Raw genomic sequence first — 25,003 nt, forward strand, 5'->3', positions numbered from 1 at the left:
CTAGTGATGTAAAAGGTTAACGGCGAGCAAATTAAATCGCCCAAATGAGTTAAAATTATGGAAAATAAAATTAAAGCTGAGAGCAAGAAAACTAAAATTTTTGTACTAGGTGCCGGTTTTCAGAAGTGTGGTACATCCTGGGCGTATGAATACCTCCAGAATATGAGCAACTTTAATGCGGGTGCTTATAAAGAGTACCACGTGTGGGATGCCACAGATTTAAACATTGCTCAGAGCAGTATAGTAAAAAAGGTATCCATCCTTGATCGGGTTAAACGCTCACCAAAGTACATCAAATTTAAAATGCAAAACGACGCACAATTTTATTTTGATTACTTTCAGGATTTGTACAACGATAGTAAAAACCTTACAGCTGACATCACACCTGCTTATAGCGCCCTATCAAAAAAACGTTTTCAATTTATTAAAGACGAGTTCGAAAAACGGGATATAAAGGTCAAAGTACTCGTTTTTATGCGTGACCCTGTCGAAAGAATTAAAAGTGCAGTACGGTTTAATTTAGACAGGCATTGTCACACTGAAGGTGTAAGTCATGACATAAAAGACTTTGAAAATGCTATTGAGGAATATTTCAAGAGCGAGCACTGTACATCCAGAACAAGGTATGGTGAAACCTTGGAAAATATTTATTCAGTTTTCGATCGCGATGATGTTTATTGCGGAATCTACGAGTCGATGTTCTCGAGCGAGGAGATCACTAGATTTTCTGAATTTCTAAATTTGCCAGCCGATACTAGTTATAGCAAGGTGGTTATTAATAAGACTAGCGGGACAAAATTAGACTTACCGGAGCTTGAAGAGGAAATCGCACAGTATTACAAATCGACTTACGCATATTGTTCTCGTTATTTCCCGGTCACAAAAGAGCTTTGGCGCTCCTCGACTGTTGAAAATTAGAGGACTACCGAATCGAATTTAAATAACGAGTGTTCTAACATATTCAAAAAGAAGAAATCATGCCAATTTTTGACCAACATAAGTGTATTTTTGTCCATATCCCGAAGTGCGCAGGAACGAGCATTTCGAATGTATTTTCTGATGGGCACCCGATATTTAGCACTTCAAATTACGACGAGTTTTCACTCAAATATATGAAAGGGCGTAACCTGGAACATTCGACTGCAAAGAAAATCCGCCTGCTCGCCCCATTTCGATTTAGACGTTACTTCAAATTTGCTTTTGTTAGAAATCCATTTGACAGAATGGTATCTGAATACAAATGGCGAAAAACTTGGGATGATCAAATGAATGAGAAATCATTTTCAGACATGCTTAAAGACATTCCTGTTTATAGAAAACAGAAGAAACCGCATTTTTTTACCGCTAAAAGCTTTCTTACCGACAGGCGTGGTAACTTAATAGTTGATTATATAGGTAAATTTGAAAATATTGACAATGACTTTGAAGAGATTGCAAAAAGAATTGGCATAGCAAAAACACTCCCCAAAAAAAATGTCACCGCCTCTGAATCACAGAAATTTTCAGATTATTACGACGACGAAACAAAGCAGCTTGTTATGCGCTATTTTTCGGAAGACTTCGAGTATTTGAGCTACAGCACAAATATTTAAGCGCTTTTGATAACTTTAAATTAAAAGAAATAAGTTAAATATGAAAACTGATAAGTCACTACAAAAAGGACTGATAATATTAGGCATGCATCGAAGTGGAACTTCGGCTTTGTCTGGTGCGCTTTCTGAGTTAGGCTGTTTTGTCGGAAAAGATCTTTTTCAAGCGCAAAAAGGCGTTAATGAAAAAGGTTTTTTTGAAAATTCTAAAACTGTTGCCTTGAATGAAAAGTTGTTTAAACAAATGAGAAGTGATTGGGATGACCCTTTAGGTTTTCTACGAGACTTGGACCCCTGCTTTAATCAAAAAAACATTGAGCATGCCACTAAATTTATTCGAAAAGAGTATGGCAAGCATATACTTTGGGGGATGAAAGACCCAAGAACGTCAATTTTGCTACCTTTTTGGAACGCCGCCTTTGAAAAAACAAATATGGTTTGCAAATCCATTATCATGGTTCGAGATCCATTTGAAGTAGCAGGCTCTTTGGCTAAGCGAGATAAATTTTCTTTAGAAAAGTCGCTAATTCTTTGGTTGAGTTACACACTTGCAAGCATAAAATATACCGACCAACAGGATAGGCTAGTAGTTCTCTATGACGATTTAATTTCAGATCCTGAAAAGACCTTGTCACTCATTACCAAGACATTTGTACCAGAATTAAACGATAAAGCTAAGCATGCAGCGTCGTTTATCGATGCAAAGTTGAGGCATCATAAAAAACCCGCTTCAGAAGAAGAAATATCCAGCGATCTTATAAAACTAAGCAAGCGGCTTTACAACTTGTTATCTTCTGAGAATTTTGACGAACAAGATGTAAAGGATATTGAGCAAAAGTACACGGATTATTTAGAATCGTTAAAAGGCGTACTCTCAGAGCATCTGGATCAAGTTAAGAAAAGTGAGTTACAAGCAAGAAAACTCTTTAGTGAGGCCTATCACAGCTATTGGTGGAAATTAAGCTGGCCTCTTCGAGCTGCGGAAAGAATTATCCGTCCTAATAGAGACTGAAGGGTAATTAAAGCTTATAGCGTTAAATGGATTATTGACAGTTGATTATTGATTATGATTTCAAAAAAGAGGCCATAAACGCCTTTAAAGCACGGAAGGAAACGCGATGCCTCATAGACATGATGAATTGGCTTCTAGCATCTGATTTTTGATCGTTTTCAAGATAAAACTCACCAAGCCAATAATGAATACTCGAAAATCGTCGCTTCGCTATTTTCTTCTGGGAAGCGGATGAAAAGTCAAAATGTTCATTAAGCACCTGCATTTCTTGCAACAGCATTTTATCTCGGTTACGGTGCCCTTGATTGCTGTGCGTTCTCCATACAGTCAATGGTTCATTTATATAGTCTAAGTACCAGCGTTTGGAAATTTTTAACCACAAATCGTAGTCTTGGCACGTGTTACCTTTTATTTCTAAATTTATACCACCTACTTCATCGACGCACGACTTTCTTACCATCACGCTCGAATTATAAATGTGGTTTTCTCTGAGCAACTCTTCAAAGCAATTCCCTACAAGTTTCTCCGGTGTGGCTTTTCGATTAATATTTGGAACAAATTCCTGCAAGCCTTCATCATAGGTTCGAACGGCAGTGTGCACTAAACCGATGTTTGGGTTTTGTTCAAAAAGTGACACCTGTTTTTCTATCTTATCTATAAACCAATAATCATCTTGATCCAAAAAAGCGATAAGTTCTCCGCTCGATTTTTCGAGCCCAGCCGTTCTGGCAAATGCTACTCCTTGATTTTCTTGATTAATGTAAATCAGATCTTCAGAGTAGTTCTGAATGACATCGCCAGAGCTGTCTGTTGAACCGTCATTCACAGCAATTAGTTCGATATTTGTGTAGCATTGCTTTAATACGCTTTCTATTGCTTGCTGCAGATAAGCTTCACCATTATAAACGGGAATAATTACTGAAACTAAAGGCTGCTTTTCTTTTGACATAAAATTCCCTTTAAAAATGGTGGTTTACATTTCCAAGCATGATTTTACCTTAAGCGTTTTCTATTTATACAACAGTCAGACTGTGATTTCTAAATATCCTTGATAGAAAAACATCTTATTATTACTCTAGGTGAGCTGAATCTACTGTTATGTTGTCTGAGCATTAATTTCATCGACAACTTGGTCAATTGATTTAGCGTATACACCCTGTCTATGTTTTAGAAGAAAGTGCATGTACTTTACTGCGTCTTTCGACTTGTAAAGATTAAACGATTCTTTGGAACCAATAAGAGGATATTCATCAAAGCTTAATTCAACTGTTTTCGTATGGGCAAATACTAACCTCCAAATACACTCGTCGCCATAGACTGGATAGTCTCTATTAACTTTTAAAGTCTCGATAATATCGATAACGCTTTCCAGCGTAATCATGTTTTTGTTAAATCCGAAGAGGCCACCGTTAAATCGAGATAAAAACGACGCATTAGGAAATATTGCACTGTAGCTTTGTTGATCAATTTTAAGATTTGGATTAACAGGTATAGCGTAGAAATTTTCTGTTGTTGAAGATCGTGTCCATTCAATGATTTGTGTGGGCGGCTTAAAAAATAGGGTGTCAGAATCCAAAACTATTACTTTAGGCGCAGAAGAAAGAAGATGAAAATCAAGAACTTTAAGCGCCCATGCTTTTTTCTGTTTCTCGAACTTTTGGTCTAGTTGAAATAATTCCCCTATGTTTTTTCTTAGTTCAAAGATTTGTTCAGATGTTTCTTTAGCTATCTTATCTGCATCCTCAATTGAGTATACTTTTGCATTTTTTATATGTCGTTGAATTAGCTCCATATCATCTTTATCTAACGATTCATCTCCATGAAAAACAACGCTCATATTAACAAACCGCAACAGCGATTTTACGGCTAGAATGGCCATAAGCAGATCTCTCTTACATGTGACGAGATGTAACTCAGTATTCGAGTTAATCTCGCATGTAAATTCCTTCGAATTATGCACTCGATGTAAGGCTCGTTCTAATGAAGGTCTGTAAATAGTGTTCTGAAGATAGTTTCTAACTGAATATGGAAGACGCCTCTCTATCAATAGAACAGAGAGGGGATGTTGGATTTTTTTGAAGATGCCTCTCATTTCTTCGCCGATTCCTATATTTAATTATTGATTGCTTAACTGATTATCCTGAATGGTTCTCAACGTAACCTTTTGATTTAGATCGAACCAATCTCTGAACCATCAAAAAAACAACAATCCCCAACAATGGCAAAACCCATTTGGCAACATAGGCAAAGCGCTCAAAGTAGAACTTTTTAGTAATAAAGTGATGCGCTCCATCCCATACTGTGTAGCGACCGGTATAGGAGTTTGCAAAAAATTCTGCATCCTTTTGAGTATAGCCAGCGTTGAGATAAATCGCATTTGCAGCATCAATGTTAGGGGCAAGCTCTTCTAAAGAGAACGGTAAGGTCACGCCAAAGTCAGGGTCAAATAAAAGCTGCTTATCTTCCGGCTGAGCCGCTACAATTACGTGCCCCTTAAAGCTGATAATTTCTGCAGGTATGCCCTCTCGCTCCAAAAGCTGTTCCATCACCATCGACACTTCGCCACAAATTCCAATTCCTCGCTCAATACTCCTGTGAGGGTCTGCAAAATGATAGCGCTCGTATTCTGGTATACCGGAGAACTTTCCCATAAAAAACAGGATCCAGTTTTCCCAAATAGGAACAAGCTGATTAAACTCTTCTGGTTCAAAGGTCGTCCAATGAATATGCGCTGTTCCCTGTGCTATAACCTTGGCAAGTCTTTCACTATAAGCCAGTGGCGATTCATTTTCTTTTCTTTTAATTGCTTCTCTATATTCTTCTAGCGAAAGCTGAATATCCTGCGCACCAAAACGCAAATCCTCTTCGTCAAATTGCGCAGGTCTTAAACTCTGTGTTAATCCATATAAGCTGACTGCCAATAGCATCACGCTTATAATTAGCATGCTCCAGTTAGCAAACTTTAACGCTTTAAGCATCTACAAATCCTCTAAGGCTGGTTCTGTCAAAACATTTTTTGATGCTTCTGTCACTGTTTTGATTTCTTCCGACAGTGTTTGATAAACAGCATCAGGCTCATTGCCGTCTTTAAGCTCAATAGCCAACGCAACAAAGGCACTTGGTGGCTTCAAGCCTTGTAGCTTTAACCACGCTTGCATTAATTTAACCTGCGCACTGCCGCTTAGTATTTGAGAATCCATTACATACCAATAGTAAAGCAACATTTGCTCGCCGCCCGGCCCAGCAATAATTTCTTCAATTACTGTGCTATTATCAATATCGACTTTACGTCTTTTCACCAGGGTCCAATTCTCTTGTCGATAAATTTTATTCATGGACGAAACCACTTCACCCTTATCGCCTGCAAATACCGCTTTGTAAAGATGGATATTGCCATTTTGCGTGCTATATGTTTTTAGTTGCTCGTTGTACGCATTTACAAACTGAGGTTGCCAGTTGATAGAGCGATCAACAGGAGTAAACGTCGATTGCGGTAGCTTGAGTTTTGTGTCCGTTAACTGCGGTGCTTGCGCATGCTGCATTCTATAATCCTGGAACAAAAACAACAGAAGACTGGCAAAAAGCGCTACAAGCAAAACCGGACGTGCTTCCACCCTGGCCGTGATTAACGCACTTTTTTCAGTTTCTGGCGGCGCTTCGCGCTTATGCTTTCTGCGCTCAATCTTTCTTATCAGCTCGCCGATGCCCAAAAGACAAACAAGAACAAAAGCGAAAAAGAACCATCCGTAGATAATATGATCTGCGCCAACTGCATGTTTCATATCGCTTAAGTGGGCAATTAAAATAATACCGTATACTCGCAGTGCATTTGCGATGATAGGAAAAACCACTGACAAAACAACAAAGGCAATGCGGTATGGCCACGTGATGAGGTTCATGTAAGCGTATAAATTACCAATCACAATAGAAGCGATTAGGAAGCTAACGCCTGAGCAAGCTTCTGCGACTAAAAATTTGCCTTTGGGAATTTCAATAAACAAACCTGATCTAAATAAGGGAACTCCTGTCCATTTCAGCATTTCGACCGATATGTCGGCCGTTATTTCCTGTAAAAACGGAATAAGTTCTTCGCCAACGGGTATAGCAAAGAGCATAAAAATCAGGGGGAACTTTATTTGCCACGCAAGATTATTACCAATAAACAACCAAATAATTGTAGGTAGCATCGAAAAAATAGCAGCGTGTTGAAAAAGCTGTATATCGGCGGCTGTTCCAAGTGTGTATAAGCACAATTGTAAAACAAGCGCGATTAACGCTAACCATGATGGGCGAGTATCTGTTGCTTTAAGCTGCTTTCGTTTTTCCCATATAAAATAGAGTGATGCAGGCAAAACGAGTAAACAATGATTATAAATATCGTTGCCTATCCAAATTACCACCGCATTGTAAAAAGGTTGATAACTTAGAACAAAGATTATTGAAATACTTGCTAAAAACGCTAAGCAATAAAATCTTTGCTTACCAACAAATGAACCATGCTCGCTCAAATTAAAAATTCCTTATACACATCTTCCATCGTAGACCACTTGTAGTCTTGCATTAGCTTTATCAACTTTTTCTCCATCACATTCAAATTAATGTAATGGCGTAAACGCGATTTAAACGGCGCGCCTTTCACCCGCGGCTGCTCACTATCTATCTCCCAAGGATGAAAATAAAAATTGTAAGGTTGCTCTGTGCTATCGATGTAAGCATCTATCCGTCTTTTTGAAAGCCAATAAGGAAATAAGCGAAAATACCCGCCACCGCCGATACCTTTGTTGTTTCCGTTGTTTTCAATTGTAGGGATTGGAATTTCAACAATTCCTTCTTTGCGTTTGTGCACAAAGCGAGGCCACGCCGGCACGCCATAAAGGTCGTGTTCAATCGGGTACGTGCTCGAAGAATAGGAAAAGCCCAGGTCGTTTAATATGTCAAAGACCCACTCATTGCTTTCATCGATAGAAAAACTTGGCGCTCGGTAACCTTTAACTTCCTTACCTGTAATTTGCTCCAATAAATCTTTGCTATTCTTGATGTCTTTGTAAACTTCTTCTCGAGACATAGCGGTATTGCGTCGATGGTTTGTACCATGACTGGCAAGCTCGTGTCCCTCATCCACAATGCGTTTGATTACATCAGGACAGTGCTGAGCAACCCATCCTAAAGTGAAAAAAGTGGCTTTTACATTATTTTCGTTAAACAAGTCTATTAAACGGTGCGTGTTATCGCCGACACGAGGCGAAATATGCTTCCAATCATCAGGACTAATGACCGACTCAAAGGCAGATACATGAAAATAATCTTCAACATCCACTGTCATGGCGTGAAAACGCTCTGCTACAGGCTCTGATCGTGAGCTAAATTCTTTGCTATTGTTGGCCTGATTATCAGTTTGGTCTTGCGCTTGCTGGTTCACAGTCATCCCTAACGCCCTTTTCCAAAAAGTATAATTTCAACCGTTCTCACCAATATGAGTAAATCAAGCAAAACCGACTGATGTTTAACGTAGTACAAATCGAACTTTAATTTTTCAAGGGAATCTTTTACAGACGCACCATAAGGGTAATTTAATTGTGCCCAGCCCGCCAGGCCAGGCTTTACGTTATGTCGTTGTTCGTAATACGGGACTTCCTTGATAAGTTTTTCAACAAACTCTGGTCGCTCGGGCCGTGGCCCTATAAATGACATCTCACCCTTAACTACGTTAAATAACTGCGGTAATTCATCAATGCGGTACTTACGAATAAAGGACCCGATTTTTGTCACGCGGTTATCATCTTTAGATGCCCACTTTGCGCCGTCTTTTTCCGCATCAGGGCGCATACTTCTAAATTTAAGAATATAAAAGCTTTTACCGTACTTCCCTACTCGCTCTTGTTTATAAAGCACTGATGCACCGGTTCTCCTGCCATCATCTAAATAGATAATAATTGCTGTGATCAGCATGATTGGCCACGTAACAATTAACAAGAGAATAGCCAGACCAATATTGAGCCAAAAATCGGCAAGCTCTCTAAAATAGTTTTGCGACTGAAAGCCATTGGAATACATGACCCAGCTTGGATACATAAGATCAACCGTAATTTGACCGGTTTCACGCTCCATAAAATCAAGCAAATCGGTTATTCTCACCCCTTTTAATCGCGCGTCAAACAGGGCTTTGACTGGCAAAGTACCGCGACGCTGGTCGCAAGCAACAATAATTTCGGCGACCTCGTTTTCCGATATAAATTCTTGAAGAGACGATTCACCCTTCATATCGAGCTCAATACGCTTTTCGTTCTGAATCCCGTCTTGCGCGTCGTCCCCTGCTACTGGCACGAATCCGAGTAAATGAAAGTTGGCACGATCCACGTCTCGTCGCATTCGCTTTTCGATTACCGACGCTCTCACCCCTGCCCCGAGTACCAAAATTTTAGGCTTTTTATAAAAGGCATCAGTGTTGTGAATGAAATATCGAAAAATAACAAGCGCTAGTATAATTAAGGGAACAGCGGTGGGCGCATAGAGAGGATGAGGCGCAAAGCCCGGAAGCAGCACATTTGAAATGATGGCAACGGCGAAGAAACTAAGAATAACGCTGACAAAAATCCGCCTGATGATGCCTCTAAATGATTCTCTCAAACGTTCTTCGTATAAGCCAACCGATAAATTTATGAGCACAACAGAAATGGTAAAAATGCTGACATTGAAAAAAGTCACACTGGTGTGAGCTGAAAAAATAATGTCTAACCATTTAAGACCAAGTGCTGCGAAATAGGCAACATAAGCAATAATGGCGGCTTCGCATATTACAAGCTTGTGAGAGCGACCAGATTTAGACTGCTTCAACTGAGCCATAAGACTTATATTCCTTTACTTTCAAACTGCTTTTATTTGATTTGCGTTGGCAGTCTATCGGCATTAGATTAAAATTGCGAAACATTATAGAAAAATAAGCTTGCCTATAAAACTATATTAGGTCTACTTTTTGATGAAATTATAATATTTTTAGTGCATACTTTTCATGCATTCAGTTTGAATGTCTAGTTCGTGGTAAACATATTTTATAATTTACTGAACTAACAACAGGTTACGCCTCTTAAGGCAACAAAGCGAATATATTAAGGAAAATCATATGACACACTCGCAACGAGTTCTTTTTGCTTTAGGCATATTAATGGGCGCGTTTGCAATTAGCGCGTGTTCAAGCAATAACAACCTCCCCAGTGCGACCTCCCGTGCTTCATTAACAACTGATGTAAATGACTATCGCTATCTGATAGGCCCGGGTGACCAATTGTCTATATTTGTATGGCGTAACCCAGAAATATCTGGCAGCTTTGTTGTGCGCCCAGACGGTAAGGTTACTACTTCTCTGGTTGAAGACGTTGAAGTTGCCGGACGCACACCCACTATGCTGGCTCGTCAATTAGAAGAGCAGTTGTCAACGTACATCAATAATCCCCGTGTAACAGTGTCTGTTAGCCGTTTTGTTGGTCCTTTCAGTGAGCAGGTTCGAGTGATTGGCGAGGCAACGAATCCACAAGCAATCAATTATACTCAGCATATGACCTTGTTGGACCTGATGATCGCTGTAGGCGGATTAACAGAGTTTGCAAATGGGAACAACGCAAAGCTGGTACGCGTGGTAGATGGACGCCAAACGACTTACAACATTAATATCGATGACTTAATTCGCGATGGCGACATAACTAAAAACGTGGATATTCTTCCTGGAGATATCGTTATTATTCCAGAAGCTTGGTTCTAGGCTAAGCGCCACTCAGCGTTTTTAGCGTTAGTCTGCGTTCAACTAAACGCTTGAAGGTTTTTTGGCTTTTATTGTAATAACATTTTTGGCTTTACTTTTGACGACATAGGTCACTGAGAAATTAAATGCAAGATTTACAACAAACAATCCAGATGGTGCTGGATTATATCCGAGGGATTTGGATACGTAAGCGGTATCTTATCATTACTTCTTGGCTAATATGTCCTTTGGGATTTGTCTATGTGGCAAATTTACCTGACGTGTACGAATCTAGAGCGCAAGTCTTTGTAGACACGCGCTCAATGCTTGCGCCTTTGCTATCAGGGATATCAATTTACACCAACCCGGAACAAGAAGTGCAGATGATGGCAAAAACGCTGCTGAGTCGGGACAACATTGAAAAAATTGCGCGTGAGTCAGATCTTGATATTACCGTAACGACGGACATTGAATATGAGGAGATGATTCAAGAGCTAACGAATGACATTCAATTGCGTTCAACCGGCAGGGATAACATTTATACCATTTCATATTCATCCAGACGTCCACAGCTTTCGCGAACGGTTGTGCAAGAAACGCTCGACATATTTGTAGAAGGTTCATTAGGGAATAATCGCCGTGACTCTAATACTGCCTCTCGTTTTTTAGATGAGCAAATTGCAGAATACGAAGCGAGATTATCAGAAGCAGAACAGCAACGAGCCGACTTTCAAAGAGAGCATGCTGATATTCTGCCTCTTCAAGGAACTTTCCACAGCAATTTGCAAAGTGTTAATGAGCAATTGGCACAAACACGCTTACAAATAAGAGAAGCAGAGCAGCAGGCAAATTCATTAAAATCGCGTTTAACCAATGCTAGAAAAGCATCCGATAGTTTTTCGGTGCGTGATAATGATTCTTCTTCTGTAATAACGACGCGTTATGACGAAAGGATAAGAAGCCTTGAAGAAAAATTAGACGAATTGCAGCTACGATTTACGGAAAAACATCCTGACGTCGTTGAAACGAATACCTTGCTTGAATCTTTACAAGATGCACGCGATAAAGAAATACAAGCCTTTCTCAGTCAAGAAGTGGGAGAAGATAACATTCCCCTCAATCCGCTCAATCAGGAAATTACGCTTGAAATAAGCAAGCTCGAAGGCTTAATCGCTTCTTTAAAGGTTCGTGAAGCGAGCTTTGTGGAAAAGATTGCCGACCTTCAAAATAAAATTGATTTAGTGCCTCAAATTGAAGCAGAAGGAATGGCTAGAAACCGGAACTACGACATCATCAAGCAGAAATACGAAGAATTACTCGCAAGAAAAGAGTCTGCGGATATTACTGAGCGCGCTGCCGTGTCGTCTGACGATCTGCAATTTAGAATTATACAACCTCCTTTAGTTCCTACTGAGCCTACCGGGCCTAATCGCTTTATATTTTACACCGGCATATTAATCGTAGGATTTGGAGCTGGGATTGCAATCGCGTTTTTGCTCAGTCAACTTACGCCGGTTTTAGTAAGAGGGAAGCAACTTACTACTATGACAGGTTTCCCAATATTGGGCGCAGTAACCCATTTGAAAGCGGATGAAATCAGAAAACGTAATCGAACTCGCATGTTGGTATTTATTGCTTCAACTGGCGCAATTTTATTTATGTATAGCGTATTAGTGGTAGCTGACTTTATGAATATTGATGTATTGAGCAAGGTGATATCATGAAAAGTACTATAGAAAAAGCCTTGCAGCGCCAAAGAGAAGCAGAAGCCGCAAAACAGGCAGCGCAAGAAGCAAACGAAAATACGTCTATTGAGAAGGCGATTGATTCAACGCAGCTTGAAGGCTCAACTTCATCCTCAAATACCGAAGCCGCATTATCTGAAACGCAAGTAAATGATGCAGTTGTTGAGCAGTCCGTCATAAAAGAGAAGCATAAGCCTCAAACGGGTGGCAAGAAGTCGACAAATCGAATAGATATAGACCTGGACCGATTGGAAAGACTCGGCTTTGTCACTCTCACGAATGCTCGTAGACAAATTAACGAAGAATATCGCGAAATTAAACGCAAACTCATCCAGAATGCCTTTGGCCCGCTGTCCAAGACCTTACCAAACAGCAATATTATTATGGTCTCAAGTGCACGCCCCTCTGAAGGTAAGACCTTCACCGCGATAAATCTAGCGATGAGCATTGCCGCAGAACAAGATAAAACCGTTTTATTAGTAGATGCTGACGTATTAAAACCTAATGTGTTAAGAACGCTAGGTGTGCCTGAGCAGAAAGGTTTAATGGACTATTTATTGTCAGAAACAGACGATATTAGCGATGTAATGTATCGTACAAATATACCTAAACTGCGAATTATTCCAGCCGGTAGTTCTCACCATTTGTCAACAGAGCTATTGGCAAGTGGCATAATGAACGACACCGTAAATGAATTTTCAACGCGCTATTCGGACAGAATAGTCATTATTGATACGCCTCCAATTATAGGTATTAATGAATCGGCAGTACTGGCAAGCTTTGCTGGACAAGCAGTCATTGTAGTAGAAGAAGGTCGCTCCAAATTGCACGATATTCAGCAGTCGGTTGAGCGATTGAACCCAGATATGGCGATAGGTTTTGTGGTAAATAAAACCATCGGCTCGTCTGAAGCAGGTGGATATTACGGCTACAATTATTATGGAGCCGACAGAGAAAGCGAATAAGGAAATGATGAGTAAAGGACGCACACAATTCGATTATTTAAGGCCTGCCAAGCATAGCTTAGTTTATGTAGTCTGCTCTTGTGCATTTTTTACCACGTTTTCTCAGGCTCGCGAACTGGATCTGAGAGCGGGAGTTGAGGCTGAATACGTAATTCAAACGGTAGATGATATAGAACGCTCGCAAGAGATTGACTCAGACAATATCATTATTTCACCTTTTTTTACTGCAATTTACGAAGCAAGAGACTTACAGTTTTTGTTAAATGCTGAGCACAATCACGTTCGGCGCTCTCTCGATTCCAATGATGTAACGAACAATTACACGAATTATAATGCGTCGGGTCGATATGAAATTGTTCAGAATTTACTGGATTTTAACGCAAGAGCCTCTCGTTCATATCGCTCTCTGGCGGCGCAGTCTTTCTTAGTTGATAACTTTCTACTTAATGCGGATAACTTAACCAAGGTTGATCTGCAGTCAGCGGGGTTAAATTTCAATCTTCCAACCGGAGATTACTTTGGCGTAGTCGCGAATGTTTCTGCCAGTAAAACCAGTAGTGAAACTGAAAGTGACCCAGGCGAAGATAACCCCCTTGCTCGCAATGATTTTGATAACGATTTTCTTAATGCTTCAATCAGGATTGAAAATGGCATTGCTACACTGCCAGTTACTTATAATTTTGACGGTAGTTATAATCGTACAGAGCGACAAAACTTTCAGGACCTTACCAGCGAATACTATAACGCCAAATTAGGTTTAAATTTAATCAGCGATTTCGCTATTAAACTTTTAGGTTCGTACGAGAATAACGACCTCGCAAGAGAAGAGAGTGGTGAACAAGGTAGCGCGCTACGTGAATTTTATTCGTACGGCGTCGGTTTTGCATGGCAACCAAGAAACAATCGCTACATCGAACTAGGTTGGAACCGCTCTACTACTGAAGGTCTCAATGGAGAGGAAGACGAGGAAAACGACTTTTTATCAGTCGACGTAAATTGGGCATTCACTTCACGAACAAGTATCCGTGGTAATTACGGGCGGCGTTTCTTTGGTGAAAGTGGTAGCTTAAGCCTAAACCACAATCTTCGGAACTGGCGCTCCAGTATTACCTACAATGAAAATATACTGGCAAACTCCCAGTTGCTTTTAGTTGAGCAGCCAGGTCTACTGATTTGCGCAAACGGCAGTACAGATATTTCAGACTGCAGTTTGACCGATGAAATAAACGAAAGTGATCTAGGCCCTGATGACATACTGGTCCCTGTAATTACAAACGATTTTGAATTGAACGACAGAGTAGTCATTCGAAAAGCCTGGACGGCGCAAACCTCCGTTGATGTAAGAAGAACCACGCTAACCGCTGCCCTTAGTAAAAGCTCTAATGAAGAAGTTGAAATAGCAAGGGATCAAGATATATTGTTAGGTCGTTTGGGTGCGGCTATTGATATCGGCCCCCGAACAGTTTTAATCTTGGATGCCAGCTATTCCGATGTAGAAAATACTACCCCAGAACGAGGGTTAACTGACGCAGTTATCAAACAGGCGTCCATAGAATTTGAACGCAGAATGACTCGTCGCTTGTTCGCTTCGATTGGATTTTCGTATCTTGATAGAGATAATGAACCGGGTGTGGGTAACATCGGCGGTGGCAACATACAAGGCATCAACGGCCCGCTAACCGACCGCCGAATTACTGCCAGTATTCGTTACGAATTTGATTCTAATCGCTAACGTAAATAAGTACAGGCTTACTCATTGTAAGCCTGTTATTCTTCTTTTTTAAGCCTGACGTAAGCCTGATATTTTTGCTTGAGCATCTTATCGATGTATTGCGTGAGTTTAATTTTATGCTTTATGGCATCGTCAAGCGCGTCTACAAGCTCTCCGAGCATTTCTTTATAGTACGCAGCTTCCTGAATCTTATTGCCATTAGGAGTTAGGTAGGCAGTCTCAGGTTGTGAGCTAAGAGGCGTTTGCGTTTGAGCGGCTTCCTGATTAGGTGTCACGCCATCGTACTGCGCCTTGCTAACAAACATTTCACCTTTCACTTCTTCGATTACTTCACTGATGCTTTTGGCATCAAAAATTTCGAGCTCTTCTAAAAAGCCGTAAAGTAAAACTCTATCCATCAAGGTATTTACTTTTCGAGGCACACCGTTGGTGAATCTGTAGATTGAATCGTGCGCTTCGTCTGATATTAAATTTTCTTTATCACACCCAGCATGATGCAATCTGTGCTCGATATAATTTTTCATCTCATCCCGGCTAAGCGGGGTCAAATGGCATGAGGCAACAATACGCTGTCTGAATTGCTCCATATTTGGCGCACGCAAAATGGGTTGTAATTCTGCCTGTCCAAGTAAAAAACTTTGTAGCAAAGGCTTTCCGTCAAGCTGAAAGTTTGAAAGCATACGCAGCTCTTCGATTGTTTCAAGCGGGAGGTTTTGAGCCTCGTCTACCAGTAATAGAGCTCGCTTTCCGTTGGCATTTAACTGTTCAAGAAAAATTTGAATACTTTCAAGTAAATCTGACTTGGAGCGGCCTTCAACCGGAAGGTGAAATTTGGACGCCACCATTTTTACTAATTCGTCAGGCGTTAATTTTGGCGTGACGATTTGTGCCGGATAGATATCTTCTGCGATTTTATCCAATAAACTATTGGCAATGGTGGTTTTGCCTGTACCAATATCGCCTGTAATTACAATAAAGCCCTCTGCTTGCGAGAGGCCATACTGCAAATAAGACATAGCGCGTTTATGCAGCTTACTTTCGAAGAAGAAGCTTGGGTCAGGCGTTAATTGAAATGGCTTGGAGCTCAAGCCATAGTAGCTTTCGTACATAATTAAATCCCTTGATGATTACGCTTGCGACACCTACTCTAATAACAAGCTTAAGCGACGCTCTAGAGTGCTATGCTTAAATGTCAAATTGACGCGAAAAGCGGCGACACAACGCAATCTTTTTTGAGCAATTGACGACTCATCGTTCCGTTGCCTTAATTGTATAATCTTCGAGCAATTAAGGCTATCTATGATTTACACAAATTTGGATGATGAAATTGACCAATAAATCGTTTTAAATCGCTTTGATGAGTAATGCTATGTTACAAATGAAAGCCGCTTCAAGCTCATCCGTGAGACGCTTGACAAAAAACATCCCTGTTTTTTGACACTTTCATTTGTGACATAGCATTACTCAATTTGTCTTTTAAAACGATTTATTGCGTCAATTTCACCAAAATAATTCTTCTAACGTCCGCCTTTTTCTATAATCTGCGAAATAATGCCTGTGGTAGATACACCATCTTCGAACCCAAGCACCTTAACCTCTCCGCCATTTGCTTTGACCTCAGCGCCTCCAACAATTTCATCTTCGCGATAATCTCCGCCTTTCACTAAGATGTCTGGCAATAATTCACTGATGAGTCGCTGCAGAGTTTCCTCAGAAAATTCAAGCACCCAGTCAACGGCAGATAATCCGGCAAGTACGGCCATTCGTCGAGACACGTTATTTACCGGGCGTCCGGGTCCTTTAAGTGCGGTGACAGATGCATCAGAATTGACCGCTACAATCAATCGGTCGCCCAAAGATGCAGCTTCGTTTAAATAGCTTACGTGCCCAGCATGTAAAATATCAAAACACCCGTTAGTAAAAACAATACGCTCAGCACGTTCTTTTGCCTGGCTAACCGCCATTTTTAACTGCGCTTCGCTCATAACTCCGCCATCAATAGACTTGTGAGAATTAAGTGCAAGCGCAAGCTCCGTTGTGCTTACCGTAGAAGTGCCCAGTTTTCCAACTACAACACCAGCAGCATGATTTGCTAACTGGCAAGACAAACGCATGTCCAGCCCTGATGCAATGGCGCAAGCCAAGGTAGATACCACGGTATCCCCTGCCCCCGTTACATCATATACTTCTTTTGCCAAAGCTGGCAGATGGTAAGCGCTGGATTGACGGTCAAACAATGACATGCCTTTTTCGGAGCGCGTGAGTAATACGTGCTTGAGATCAAGTCGATGACATAACTGCGCGGCAAGGTCCTGAAGTTCGGCTTCACTATTATGCTCCCCAGCCACTTCGCTAAATTCACTCATATTTGGCGTGATAACGGTTGCGCCTTTGTACTTCTCAAATGAGTTTCCTTTGGGATCGACTATTATAGGTTTGCCTGCTTCTTTGGCGAATTCAATCAGCTGTTTTACCTCAGACAGGCAGCCTTTGGCATAGTCAGATAGTACGATAACGTCTGCTTGTTCGACATAACGTGCATACTTATTAAGTAAATTTGTTTTATCAACATCATCGAATGGCTTTTCAAAATCAAGACGAATAAGCTGCTGATTGCGACTCATGACCCGTAACTTAGTGATGGTATCTCTGTCTTTTATTTCGCTAAAATCAGGTCTTACGCCTCGCGCCTCCAGCTGCGTTTGAAGAATTTTTGCAGACTCATCACAACCTACCAAGCCCAGCAAGGTCACTGTTGCGCCTAGTGCTGCCGCGTTTACAGCGACGTTTGCTGCGCCGCCCGGTCTGTCTTCGATATCACCTACTTTTACCACTGGAACGGGAGCTTCGGGTGAAATTCTCGCGGTAGAACCTGACCAATAGCGGTCAAGCATTACGTCACCAACAATGAGAAGTTTGCTTTGTGTAAATTCTGGAATTTGTGCCATCTACGTGTAATATGCCACCAAATAAAACATAGCTCGGAGTATAACAGCGATGACAAAAATTGCGACGGTGGAAAGCACCTCGCCTTCATGGTTTTTATATGTCATTGAGACGGCACATGGAAACTTGTACACGGGTATCACAACTGATGTACGCCGACGTTATAAAGAACATTGTGATCAGTCTGCTAAAACGGCCAAGGCATTGCGAGGCAAAGCGCCGCTTTCGTTACGCTTTGTCTGCGTTTTAAATTCTCACTCTGATGCGCTTAAAGCTGAAATCTGGCTAAAAAAGCAACGCAGAAAAATCAAAGAGCGTATTATCAACCAACAGCTTTCCATCCCTTTTGAGCACAATCCTCTAACACAATTGGTCGATTGTAAGTGAAAGTACTTTAGCGAAATTTTTGCTTAGCTTAAGCTAGGCTCTGAATTATTCAATGAGTTACGCGCTAACAAAAATATTGCTAAATAAAAGCGCAATTCCTATCGCTAACACGGCTTCAATACTGGCAATGCCAATGTTGTGCTGCAACGACACCTCAGACTTCCAGTTGACGCCAGCAAGCACCAGACGCTTGCAAATAGAGGTCATCAACATTAACGCTCCTGCGAGAACAAGCCCAAGAATAAGCCATCCTGTCACATTACTGACGTAAGATTGCGGTTCGTAAATAAGTAATTTATTGGCAGCAGATACCGCAATCGAAATTCCAATGAGATTGCCACTATGTTGCAGCGCAAGCGCGATTTGACCGGTACATAAGGTTTTTTGAAAAGACGTATCCTGATTACTTTCAGCATAGCGATATTCATAAACCCGGGTGGCAAAGAGCAAAACAGCAATAACCACAATTACACTTGTAAAAATTGCCACAAAGGCGTTGATGTCGGCACCTTGCGCCCACTCTATAATTGCCTTTGTAATGATCGCTGATGAAATTGCACTTGCTGCATCTACCAGCGCTACCGACACATTCTTTTGCTCGATCATCTCGTTCTTGTTAACTTGATTAAGCACTACCTTGTCGTGCGCCAAGCGGCCAATTTTTACCAGCACAATTCCCAGGCCACCAAATAGAAGCATGCCTATCGCGGCCACTTCGTACCCTAAGCCAACATGACGCCCCACTACCGCAGAAAGCACTATAGTAAGTGCTAACATCCGCCCTGCTAAACTAATGCCAAAAGCAAAGTTATCTCGCTTGCCTAATTCGTCTCGTACACTGGCTTTAACCATAACACCCGATAAGGCTCTAATGGCAAATAACAATGCAATTGCGATAGCCACATCTATTGCCAAATAAACCAATACACTGGTAGAAAAAGGTAAAAGTTGAATCAATTGTTCCATATACACCTGTTATGAGGCTTCTTGCCTCTGTAAAATTAGTCGTGTTAAATCAAGTTAGCGAGTAAAAAAGAAATAGTTTAAGGTGCTAAGCAAAGTAAAGCAAAGCAAGCTTTGATGAGTGACGTTTATTAGGGTCTGTTGATTTTATTGGAGCAGGTCGTAATCGCGAAAGAGTAGCAGCACCGTCTAAAATAAAGTGTCGAAAAACATGGATGTTTTTCGTCAAGCGCCTCATGGATGAGCTTGAAGCGTCTTTATTTTAGACGGTGCTGCTACTCGTAAAAGCGATTTACCTGCTCCAGTAAAATCAATCTTGTACTGTGACACATACCACAAAATCTAAAAAGTTGAGCAAGCCATGCCTGATATAAATAATGCGAAAGATTCCATACGCAAAGCCCTTAGCTACAGCGAATTTGTTTCGCGTGTGAATGAGCAACAGTCAGACGCGTTGTTGGACGCCTTTGTCGATTTAGGCAGCTATATAGACACGTATGCAAGCAATGATGAAGCAAGTCGCGCAGATCATATTGGCAACTTTTACAGAGAAAAGCTGCAGAGCGCGCTAAACGAAATCGCTGTTGATGTAAAAAATGAATCCAAATTAATGGCGGCTTTGCGGAAATTCAGGCATGCCGAAATGGCCGCTATCGCATGCTATGACTTGCTAAACGAGCAGAGCATTGAAGACTCAATGATAGAGGTGTCTGCACTTGCCGATACCATAATCAATTCGGCCTATTTTTGGTTGCATCAGGCGTTTATTGAAAAGTACGGAAGCCCGATATACGAAAAAAGCAGCCAAAGTCCTCAGCATTTACAAATCTTGGCAATGGGCAAGCTTGGCGGAAAGGAACTTAACTTCTCATCCGACATTGATTTAATTTTTACCTATCCCTTTGCTGGTGAAACGCAAGGCTCAAAACGTGCGCTCAGTCATCAGCAGCTTTTCACAAAACTGGCTCAAAAGCTTATTCACTGCCTCGATACCATAACCGAGCATGGTCGTTGCTTTCGGGTAGATATGCGGCTTCGTCCCATGGGTGAATCGGGGCCTTTAGTGATGCCGCATGCGGCATTTGAGTCTTACTATCAAGAGCAAGGGCGCGCATGGGAACGCTACGCTATGCAAAAAATGCGCATCATCAATGCAGACCCTGAAAATAATGCGCAAGCCAAAGCATTACGCGACATCATTCATCCATTTACCTACCGACGATACCTGGATTTCACCACCATCGACGCCATTCGCGAAATGAAGCGATTAATTGAAAATGAAGTAAAGCGGCGTCAGCTAAACGACAATATCAAATTAGGAAAAGGCGGTATCCGAGAAGTCGAGTTTTTTGTGCAGGCACTACAGTTAATTCATGCCGGGCGCACGGTAGAATGTCAAACGTCCAGCACCTTAAAAGGCTTGCTCGCGTTAAAAGAACAAGAATTCGTACCAAACGCCACATACAGTCAAATGCGTGAAGATTATCTTTATCTCAGGCGCATCGAGCACTTTTTGCAGATGTTTAACGATGAACAAACACAAACGCTCCCTTGTGATTCAAGCAAGCAAAAAAGGCTAGCTGAATTGGTCGGGCTCGAGAGCTACCAACAACTTACTGAGTGCATCTTTGCAAGCATGTCTCGTATCCACGATGTTTTTAACAGCGTTATAGAAGACGCTAATGAAAGAAGCTCCCCGCATCATGATTCTTCACATCATAGTAAGGATGTGAAGAATCAGTCAGATGCCAAGGAGATATTTGATGACGTGTGGGAGCTTGAGATGGATAAGGCAGAAATTGACGCCTTGTTGCTACCACTTGTTAAAGATCTCACCAACCCGGACGCAGTTGAAAAGCAGTCAAGTGAACTGGCTCAGCAAATCATCGACTTCCAACACAAGGTAAAGGTCAGCGGCTTAAGTGAACGAGGGATTCGGTCTGTTAATAAGCTTATGCCTTTGTTGCTATCTGAATTACTCATCGACACCAATCCGACAGAGAAAGACTCACTTAAGCAACACTACCTGGATAATAAAGTTCGCGGTGTGTTCAACATTTTGCAAACCATAACCGGTCGAGTCACCTATTTGGACTTACTTCGAGAAAACCCAGATGTGCGCCAACGCCTATATAAACTGTGTGAAAAAAGTTATTGGGTAGCGCAGCAAATCGCGCTGCATCCAATTTTGCTCGATGAATTGCTTCACCCTGTTTATTTGCAAACTGACGAAAGCAATTTAGAAGACTACCGTACGCAATGCATGGACGAGCTAAATCAGTTGCTATTGCGGGTGTTGCCTGATGACGTTGAACAAATCATGGATACGCTTAGACTATTTAAGCACACATTTCAGTTGCGTATCGCTGCCGCCGATATTGTTGGCACCATCGCTATCAATCAGGTGAGCGACAGATTAAGTATTTTGGCAGAAGTCATTCTTGAAAAGGTGGTTAATCTCGCATGGCGCGAAACCACAGAAAAATACGGTTCTCCTTGTAACTGCGATGCAGAAAACACCGGTTTAGGCATTATTGCTTATGGTAAATTTGGCGGTATTGAACTTAGCTACGGTTCCGACCTGGACGTTGTATTTTTGTTTGATTCCGAGCGTGAAGGCAGCACAGATGAAAGCGGCACGCGCAAAGCGCTAAGCCACTTGGCGTTTTACACCAAGCTTATTCAGCGTATTACCTTTTATTGCGTCACCAAAACGTATAATGGTCAGTTATACGACATTGATTTGCGACTTCGCCCCTCAGGTGATTCAGGATTGCTTATCTCACACATTGATAGTTTTGCTGAATATCAACAAAAAAGTGCGTGGGTTTGGGAGCACCAAGCGCTAGTCCGTGCGCGATGCGTATATGGCTCCAAATCGCTTCGACAAGCTTTTATCAGTGTTCGTCATCAAATTCTATCCATCACCCGGGATGCCGAATCGCTTTTAGAAGATGTGCATAAAATGCGCCTTAAAATGCGCGAACATTTAAATAAGAGTACCCAATCAGATATAGATATTAAGCAATGTGAAGGAGGAATTGTTGATATAGAGTTTATGGTGCAATTTTGGATTTTGAACCATACATGCAAACATCCGCGTTTGAGCACTTGGTCAGACAATTTACGTATTTTGGATGATTTAGCTTCAGAGCATATTATTGATGCGCACTTGGCTGAAGAGTTAAAACGAAGCTATTTATGGCTGAGGCATTTAGGTCACCGGATCCAGCTATCTGGACGGGAATTGGCAACGCCCTCCAGTAACTTATCGCAGGTACTTGCGAAAGTGAAAACAGCGTATGACGGGCTCTTTAGTCAAGTTGTTGGCAATTCGATTTAAGCACATCATCATCCTGGTCGGTAATGACCATTACTCGTTGACGTGCGCAATAGTAAACATCGACGCTACGGGTAAAGTTAGCGTCAATCGCGCTTGCCAGTTCTTGAAGCATACCGGCGATATTATTCTCAGATAAGAAGCGGTGACGGACGATAAAATCCTGATTCAAATGCCAGATGAGTTCCATACCCGCTTCTGAAACATAGGCATTAGCATTGCCCATAAGCGTGCTGTTTTGAGCGAAAGGACGCGTTTTATATTCGCCGCGCCAGTTAAAATCTTCCCTAAGTAGCGCCAGGGGTTTGTTTAATGCGCCAAGTTGCTGGGCAATTGGCTGTTCTGACATCTCTAAGGGTATAACAAATTCGCCATACTCTTCTTCAATTTTGCTTTTTGAGACCAGACTAAACTCTTCATAAAATGCGGCCATGTTTTCTTCGATGGACCGTTTTGGTATGGGATTGCCATTTTCATCCAGTTTTTCAGCTTGTGGCATGTAAAGTATTGCGGCAATTGCACCGGCAATCACTAAGCATATTAAGAAAATTCGTTTTGCCCAAAATCCCATTACTACTCATACAAAGATTGAGGCGACTGTTCTGGTCGCGTTTTAAACCTCTTATGCATCCACAAATAGCTTTCAGGTTGTTCTTCAACCATCCTCAATATATCTTCATTTAGCCTTGTGAGCGCACGCTCTTTATTCTTATCGGCCAAATAATCAATTGCTGGATAGCATTTTATTTTATATCCGTTTTTGGTGTACTGCGGACTAATGAGCAAAGGAATACAGTCGCTGCGTTCAGCAAACATAAGCGTGGCGGTCGTTGTTGCGGTATGCTGAACACCACCAAAAGGCACAAATGTGCTTTGGCCTTTCCCATAATCCTGATCGGGTAAGTACAAACACAGTTCGCCCTGATTCAGCGCTTCAATTAACGCACGTGCATTGCGCTTGTGGATCATATATTTATTTGAGCGATTCCGACCATGATACTGAAAGTAATCCATCAGCGGATTGTTATGTTTCCGGTAAAACGCGATACTCGGATGGTAGTAACCAATTGCCCTGCAGCAAAACTCCAGATTGACATTGTGAATGGCTAAGCCAAATACACCTTTACCCTGTTTAAGAACCGATTCGATGTACTCAAACCCTTCCATTTCAGAGTGCTTGCGTATTCGCCAGTCGGGCCACCACCAGCCCATTGCCGTTTCAAACAAAGCCATGCCCGTGCGTTCAATATTGGCCTTAAAAACCGCATCAACCTTTTCTTGAGGCCAGTCGGGAAAGGTCAACTCAAGGTTGCGTTTGGCAATGGCAACGCGTTTAAGCGCTAATACCGCCAGCAGTTTGCCAAAGCTTTTGCCGAGCAACTGTATTAGTCTAAATGGAAGCCAAGTCAGCAAATAAAGGATGCCTGCGCCAAGCCAAACGTGCCAGAAATTAGGGAGTAAAAAACGCGCTTCAAATTTAGGGGCTTTAACAGAATGTCGAGACAAGAGGGAATTTCATATTAATAATACAGGCGTAAATAGTAACACTTATTTGCTTAATTTGTGAATGAAGCTTAGCGGCTCGTTTTTAAGTCTAAAGCGTTGAATTGGCCAATGAACCTATTCACCGGGCTCAATAGGTTTTATCAATATGGACCAGTTTTTTCTCAAATGCTTCATAATGGGCATTAGAATCGTAGTCAAAATGATACTGATTATGAAAGCCAAAGCGCAGTTTCACCAAAGCGTCTTCCATATAAACAGTATAGCCATCAAAATCGGTATATGCCTTTACACCGTCGAGTGAGTACGCATCCTCTTTGTGATCGCCATGCTGCTGAATTTTGTCAAATACACGAAGCAAAAATTTGCTATCCAGTTCGTTTTTCAAGTGAATCTCCTATATCTAAAGCGTGCTTATTATTGATTCGTGTAAAGACTACGCCAAGATCAAAATAAATTGACACTTCAGGCTGTTTATAAATTTAAACACTTAGAAGTTAAGGCGCACGCCAATATAGGCAGCATTGGTCGTAAAATCCTCTTCTCCCTGCAAATGCTCAACTTCAAAGCGCAACATGGCATTTTCATAGGCAAAAAAGTCAAATCCCACGCCCACAACACCTGCCATTAGACTCTCACTAAAATCACAGATTGAGGTTGGGCAAGCTGCATTTCGAACGCGCAAATTAGCATCTACGCGGGCTACTCCCAATCGGTAAAATAGTTCGCCATATGTGCCTCTTGCCTTGCCAAGAGCAGATATACTGATGGCCGAAAATTCTGCACTCTGATTACCTTCGCTATTTCCCTCTTCAAGCAAACTGTCTCCGGCATTTAGCTCACCTAGGTGCTGATAATTCGCCTCAAGCATCCATCGGCTGCTTAACTCATAGCCAATTCCAAATTTATAACTGACTTTATCTAATTCGTACTCATCAAGCTCGTTATATGCATAACCTGCGCTTATATTACCGTAAAACTTGGTGTCTGCCTTAGCGTTTGAAACGCTGAAAACCGCAATCAAGGCAATGGCGAGTGTGAATAAAAAACGATTCATGTTTGCTCTCTTAAAGTGTGTAATAAGGA

Annotated in this window: 22 protein-coding genes; 9 read left to right on the plus strand and 13 right to left on the minus strand. The window is 41.5% G+C overall.

Annotation, left to right across the window (positions count from 1 at the left end; translation table 11 throughout):
- Positions 1–57: 57 nt before the first annotated feature.
- The 3 genes from D6V41_RS11860 to D6V41_RS11870 are packed head-to-tail and all read left to right on the plus strand — an operon-like array spanning position 58 to position 2,601.
- Positions 58–918, plus strand: a complete 861-nt coding sequence (locus D6V41_RS11860) for a sulfotransferase domain-containing protein (RefSeq protein ID WP_136251735.1) — start codon at positions 58–60, stop codon at positions 916–918.
- 59 nt (positions 919–977) lie between these two features.
- Positions 978–1,592, plus strand: a complete 615-nt coding sequence (locus D6V41_RS11865; RefSeq protein WP_136251736.1) for a sulfotransferase family 2 domain-containing protein — start codon at positions 978–980, stop codon at positions 1,590–1,592.
- A gap of 40 nt (positions 1,593–1,632) precedes the next feature.
- Positions 1,633–2,601: a sulfotransferase family protein gene (locus D6V41_RS11870; RefSeq protein ID WP_136251737.1), complete on the plus strand. Its 969-nt coding sequence runs from the start codon at positions 1,633–1,635 to the stop codon at positions 2,599–2,601.
- A gap of 52 nt (positions 2,602–2,653) precedes the next feature.
- Here the strand turns inward: D6V41_RS11870 and D6V41_RS11875 are convergent, their stop codons facing one another.
- From D6V41_RS11875 to D6V41_RS11900, 6 genes are all read right to left on the minus strand, one after another.
- Complete coding sequence (locus tag D6V41_RS11875; protein ID WP_136251738.1) at positions 2,654–3,550, minus strand: glycosyltransferase family 2 protein; 897 nt, start codon at positions 3,548–3,550, stop codon at positions 2,654–2,656.
- Between the two features lie 147 nt (positions 3,551–3,697).
- Positions 3,698–4,480 carry a hypothetical protein gene (locus tag D6V41_RS11880; RefSeq protein ID WP_136251739.1) on the minus strand — a complete coding sequence of 261 codons (783 nt, stop codon included), beginning with the start codon at positions 4,478–4,480 and terminating at the stop codon, positions 3,698–3,700.
- 256 nt (positions 4,481–4,736) lie between these two features.
- Complete coding sequence (locus tag D6V41_RS11885) at positions 4,737–5,579, minus strand: SirB1 family protein (protein WP_136251740.1); 843 nt, start codon at positions 5,577–5,579, stop codon at positions 4,737–4,739.
- A complete protein-coding gene (gene xrtA / locus D6V41_RS11890; protein WP_136251741.1) occupies positions 5,580–7,109 on the minus strand; it encodes an exosortase A in 1,530 nt (509 codons plus the stop codon).
- On the minus strand, positions 7,106–7,924 hold the full coding sequence (locus D6V41_RS11895) for an XrtA system polysaccharide deacetylase (protein ID WP_241664537.1): 819 nt from the start codon (positions 7,922–7,924) through the stop codon (positions 7,106–7,108). Before D6V41_RS11895 ends, xrtA begins: the two co-directional genes overlap by 4 nt.
- A gap of 104 nt (positions 7,925–8,028) precedes the next feature.
- Positions 8,029–9,444 (minus strand): TIGR03013 family XrtA/PEP-CTERM system glycosyltransferase, encoded by a 1,416-nt coding sequence (locus D6V41_RS11900; RefSeq protein ID WP_136251743.1) that lies wholly within the window; start codon positions 9,442–9,444, stop codon positions 8,029–8,031.
- 319 nt (positions 9,445–9,763) lie between these two features.
- Between D6V41_RS11900 and D6V41_RS11905 the strand changes: the two genes are divergently transcribed.
- From D6V41_RS11905 to D6V41_RS11920, 4 genes are all read left to right on the plus strand, one after another.
- Positions 9,764–10,357, plus strand: a complete 594-nt coding sequence (locus D6V41_RS11905; protein WP_421907808.1) for an XrtA/PEP-CTERM system exopolysaccharide export protein — start codon at positions 9,764–9,766, stop codon at positions 10,355–10,357.
- Positions 10,358–10,482: 125 nt separating this feature from the next.
- Positions 10,483–12,060, plus strand: coding sequence for an XrtA system polysaccharide chain length determinant (locus D6V41_RS11910; RefSeq protein WP_136251745.1), 1,578 nt, complete (start codon positions 10,483–10,485; stop codon positions 12,058–12,060).
- Positions 12,057–13,046, plus strand: a complete 990-nt coding sequence (locus D6V41_RS11915; RefSeq protein ID WP_136251746.1) for an XrtA-associated tyrosine autokinase — start codon at positions 12,057–12,059, stop codon at positions 13,044–13,046. The genes D6V41_RS11910 and D6V41_RS11915 overlap by 4 nt, the downstream gene beginning before the upstream one ends.
- 7 nt (positions 13,047–13,053) lie before the next feature.
- Positions 13,054–14,778, plus strand: a complete 1,725-nt coding sequence (locus D6V41_RS11920) for a TonB-dependent receptor (protein WP_136251747.1) — start codon at positions 13,054–13,056, stop codon at positions 14,776–14,778.
- A 35-nt stretch (positions 14,779–14,813) separates the two neighbouring features.
- Here the strand turns inward: D6V41_RS11920 and D6V41_RS11925 are convergent, their stop codons facing one another.
- Both D6V41_RS11925 and hldE read right to left on the minus strand, forming a co-directional pair.
- Positions 14,814–15,887 (minus strand): XrtA/PEP-CTERM system-associated ATPase, encoded by a 1,074-nt coding sequence (locus D6V41_RS11925; RefSeq protein ID WP_136251748.1) that lies wholly within the window; start codon positions 15,885–15,887, stop codon positions 14,814–14,816.
- Positions 15,888–16,295: 408 nt separating this feature from the next.
- Complete coding sequence (gene hldE / locus D6V41_RS11930) at positions 16,296–17,726, minus strand: bifunctional D-glycero-beta-D-manno-heptose-7-phosphate kinase/D-glycero-beta-D-manno-heptose 1-phosphate adenylyltransferase HldE (RefSeq protein ID WP_136251749.1); 1,431 nt, start codon at positions 17,724–17,726, stop codon at positions 16,296–16,298.
- Positions 17,727–17,775: 49 nt separating this feature from the next.
- Between hldE and D6V41_RS11935 the strand changes: the two genes are divergently transcribed.
- Positions 17,776–18,111, plus strand: coding sequence for a GIY-YIG nuclease family protein (locus tag D6V41_RS11935; RefSeq protein WP_136251750.1), 336 nt, complete (start codon positions 17,776–17,778; stop codon positions 18,109–18,111).
- A 57-nt stretch (positions 18,112–18,168) separates the two neighbouring features.
- On the opposite strand, the gene D6V41_RS11940 is transcribed toward D6V41_RS11935, so the two are convergent.
- On the minus strand, positions 18,169–19,077 hold the full coding sequence (locus D6V41_RS11940; RefSeq protein WP_136251751.1) for a DUF350 domain-containing protein: 909 nt from the start codon (positions 19,075–19,077) through the stop codon (positions 18,169–18,171).
- A gap of 358 nt (positions 19,078–19,435) precedes the next feature.
- Here D6V41_RS11940 and glnE point away from each other — a divergent pair, with 358 nt between their 5' ends.
- Positions 19,436–22,417 carry a bifunctional [glutamate--ammonia ligase]-adenylyl-L-tyrosine phosphorylase/[glutamate--ammonia-ligase] adenylyltransferase gene (glnE, locus tag D6V41_RS11945; protein ID WP_136251752.1) on the plus strand — a complete coding sequence of 994 codons (2,982 nt, stop codon included), beginning with the start codon at positions 19,436–19,438 and terminating at the stop codon, positions 22,415–22,417.
- Here glnE and D6V41_RS11950 read toward each other — a convergent pair.
- The 4 genes from D6V41_RS11950 to D6V41_RS11965 all read right to left on the minus strand — a co-directional run bounded on the left by D6V41_RS11950 (position 22,389) and on the right by D6V41_RS11965 (position 24,974).
- A complete protein-coding gene (locus D6V41_RS11950) occupies positions 22,389–22,985 on the minus strand; it encodes a TcpQ domain-containing protein (RefSeq protein ID WP_136251753.1) in 597 nt (198 codons plus the stop codon). The two genes, glnE and D6V41_RS11950, sit on opposite strands and share 29 nt — an antisense overlap.
- A gap of 2 nt (positions 22,986–22,987) precedes the next feature.
- A complete protein-coding gene (gene lpxL, locus D6V41_RS11955) occupies positions 22,988–23,920 on the minus strand; it encodes an LpxL/LpxP family Kdo(2)-lipid IV(A) lauroyl/palmitoleoyl acyltransferase (RefSeq protein ID WP_136251754.1) in 933 nt (310 codons plus the stop codon).
- A gap of 127 nt (positions 23,921–24,047) precedes the next feature.
- Positions 24,048–24,305 (minus strand): DUF3081 domain-containing protein, encoded by a 258-nt coding sequence (locus tag D6V41_RS11960; RefSeq protein ID WP_136251755.1) that lies wholly within the window; start codon positions 24,303–24,305, stop codon positions 24,048–24,050.
- Between the two features lie 102 nt (positions 24,306–24,407).
- Positions 24,408–24,974 carry an outer membrane beta-barrel protein gene (locus tag D6V41_RS11965; protein ID WP_136251756.1) on the minus strand — a complete coding sequence of 189 codons (567 nt, stop codon included), beginning with the start codon at positions 24,972–24,974 and terminating at the stop codon, positions 24,408–24,410.
- Positions 24,975–25,003: the final 29 nt, after the last annotated feature.

Source organism: Ningiella ruwaisensis (genome assembly GCF_004798935.1).
GTDB lineage: Bacteria > Pseudomonadota > Gammaproteobacteria > Enterobacterales > Alteromonadaceae > Glaciecola > Glaciecola ruwaisensis.

Excerpts from the sequence above, each read along its gene's own strand:
- D6V41_RS11860 (WP_136251735.1), top strand. The coding sequence starts at position 58 with ATGGAAAATAAAATTAAAGCTGAGAGCAAGAAAACTAAAATTTTTGTA.
- D6V41_RS11865 (WP_136251736.1), top strand. The coding sequence starts at position 978 with ATGCCAATTTTTGACCAACATAAGTGTATTTTTGTCCATATCCCGAAG.
- D6V41_RS11870 (WP_136251737.1), top strand. The coding sequence starts at position 1,633 with ATGAAAACTGATAAGTCACTACAAAAAGGACTGATAATATTAGGCATG.
- D6V41_RS11875 (WP_136251738.1), bottom strand. The coding sequence starts at position 3,550 with ATGTCAAAAGAAAAGCAGCCTTTAGTTTCAGTAATTATTCCCGTTTAT.
- D6V41_RS11880 (WP_136251739.1), bottom strand. The coding sequence starts at position 4,480 with ATGGCCATTCTAGCCGTAAAATCGCTGTTGCGGTTTGTTAATATGAGC.
- D6V41_RS11885 (WP_136251740.1), bottom strand. The coding sequence starts at position 5,579 with ATGCTTAAAGCGTTAAAGTTTGCTAACTGGAGCATGCTAATTATAAGC.
- D6V41_RS11895 (WP_241664537.1), bottom strand. The coding sequence starts at position 7,924 with ATGACAGTGGATGTTGAAGATTATTTTCATGTATCTGCCTTTGAGTCG.
- D6V41_RS11900 (WP_136251743.1), bottom strand. The coding sequence starts at position 9,444 with ATGGCTCAGTTGAAGCAGTCTAAATCTGGTCGCTCTCACAAGCTTGTA.
- D6V41_RS11905 (WP_421907808.1), top strand. The coding sequence starts at position 9,764 with ATGGGCGCGTTTGCAATTAGCGCGTGTTCAAGCAATAACAACCTCCCC.
- D6V41_RS11910 (WP_136251745.1), top strand. The coding sequence starts at position 10,483 with ATGCAAGATTTACAACAAACAATCCAGATGGTGCTGGATTATATCCGA.
- D6V41_RS11915 (WP_136251746.1), top strand. The coding sequence starts at position 12,057 with ATGAAAAGTACTATAGAAAAAGCCTTGCAGCGCCAAAGAGAAGCAGAA.
- D6V41_RS11920 (WP_136251747.1), top strand. The coding sequence starts at position 13,054 with ATGAGTAAAGGACGCACACAATTCGATTATTTAAGGCCTGCCAAGCAT.
- D6V41_RS11925 (WP_136251748.1), bottom strand. The coding sequence starts at position 15,887 with ATGTACGAAAGCTACTATGGCTTGAGCTCCAAGCCATTTCAATTAACG.
- hldE (WP_136251749.1), bottom strand. The coding sequence starts at position 17,726 with ATGGCACAAATTCCAGAATTTACACAAAGCAAACTTCTCATTGTTGGT.
- D6V41_RS11935 (WP_136251750.1), top strand. The coding sequence starts at position 17,776 with ATGACAAAAATTGCGACGGTGGAAAGCACCTCGCCTTCATGGTTTTTA.
- D6V41_RS11940 (WP_136251751.1), bottom strand. The coding sequence starts at position 19,077 with ATGGAACAATTGATTCAACTTTTACCTTTTTCTACCAGTGTATTGGTT.
- glnE (WP_136251752.1), top strand. The coding sequence starts at position 19,436 with ATGCCTGATATAAATAATGCGAAAGATTCCATACGCAAAGCCCTTAGC.
- D6V41_RS11950 (WP_136251753.1), bottom strand. The coding sequence starts at position 22,985 with ATGGGATTTTGGGCAAAACGAATTTTCTTAATATGCTTAGTGATTGCC.
- D6V41_RS11965 (WP_136251756.1), bottom strand. The coding sequence starts at position 24,974 with ATGAATCGTTTTTTATTCACACTCGCCATTGCCTTGATTGCGGTTTTC.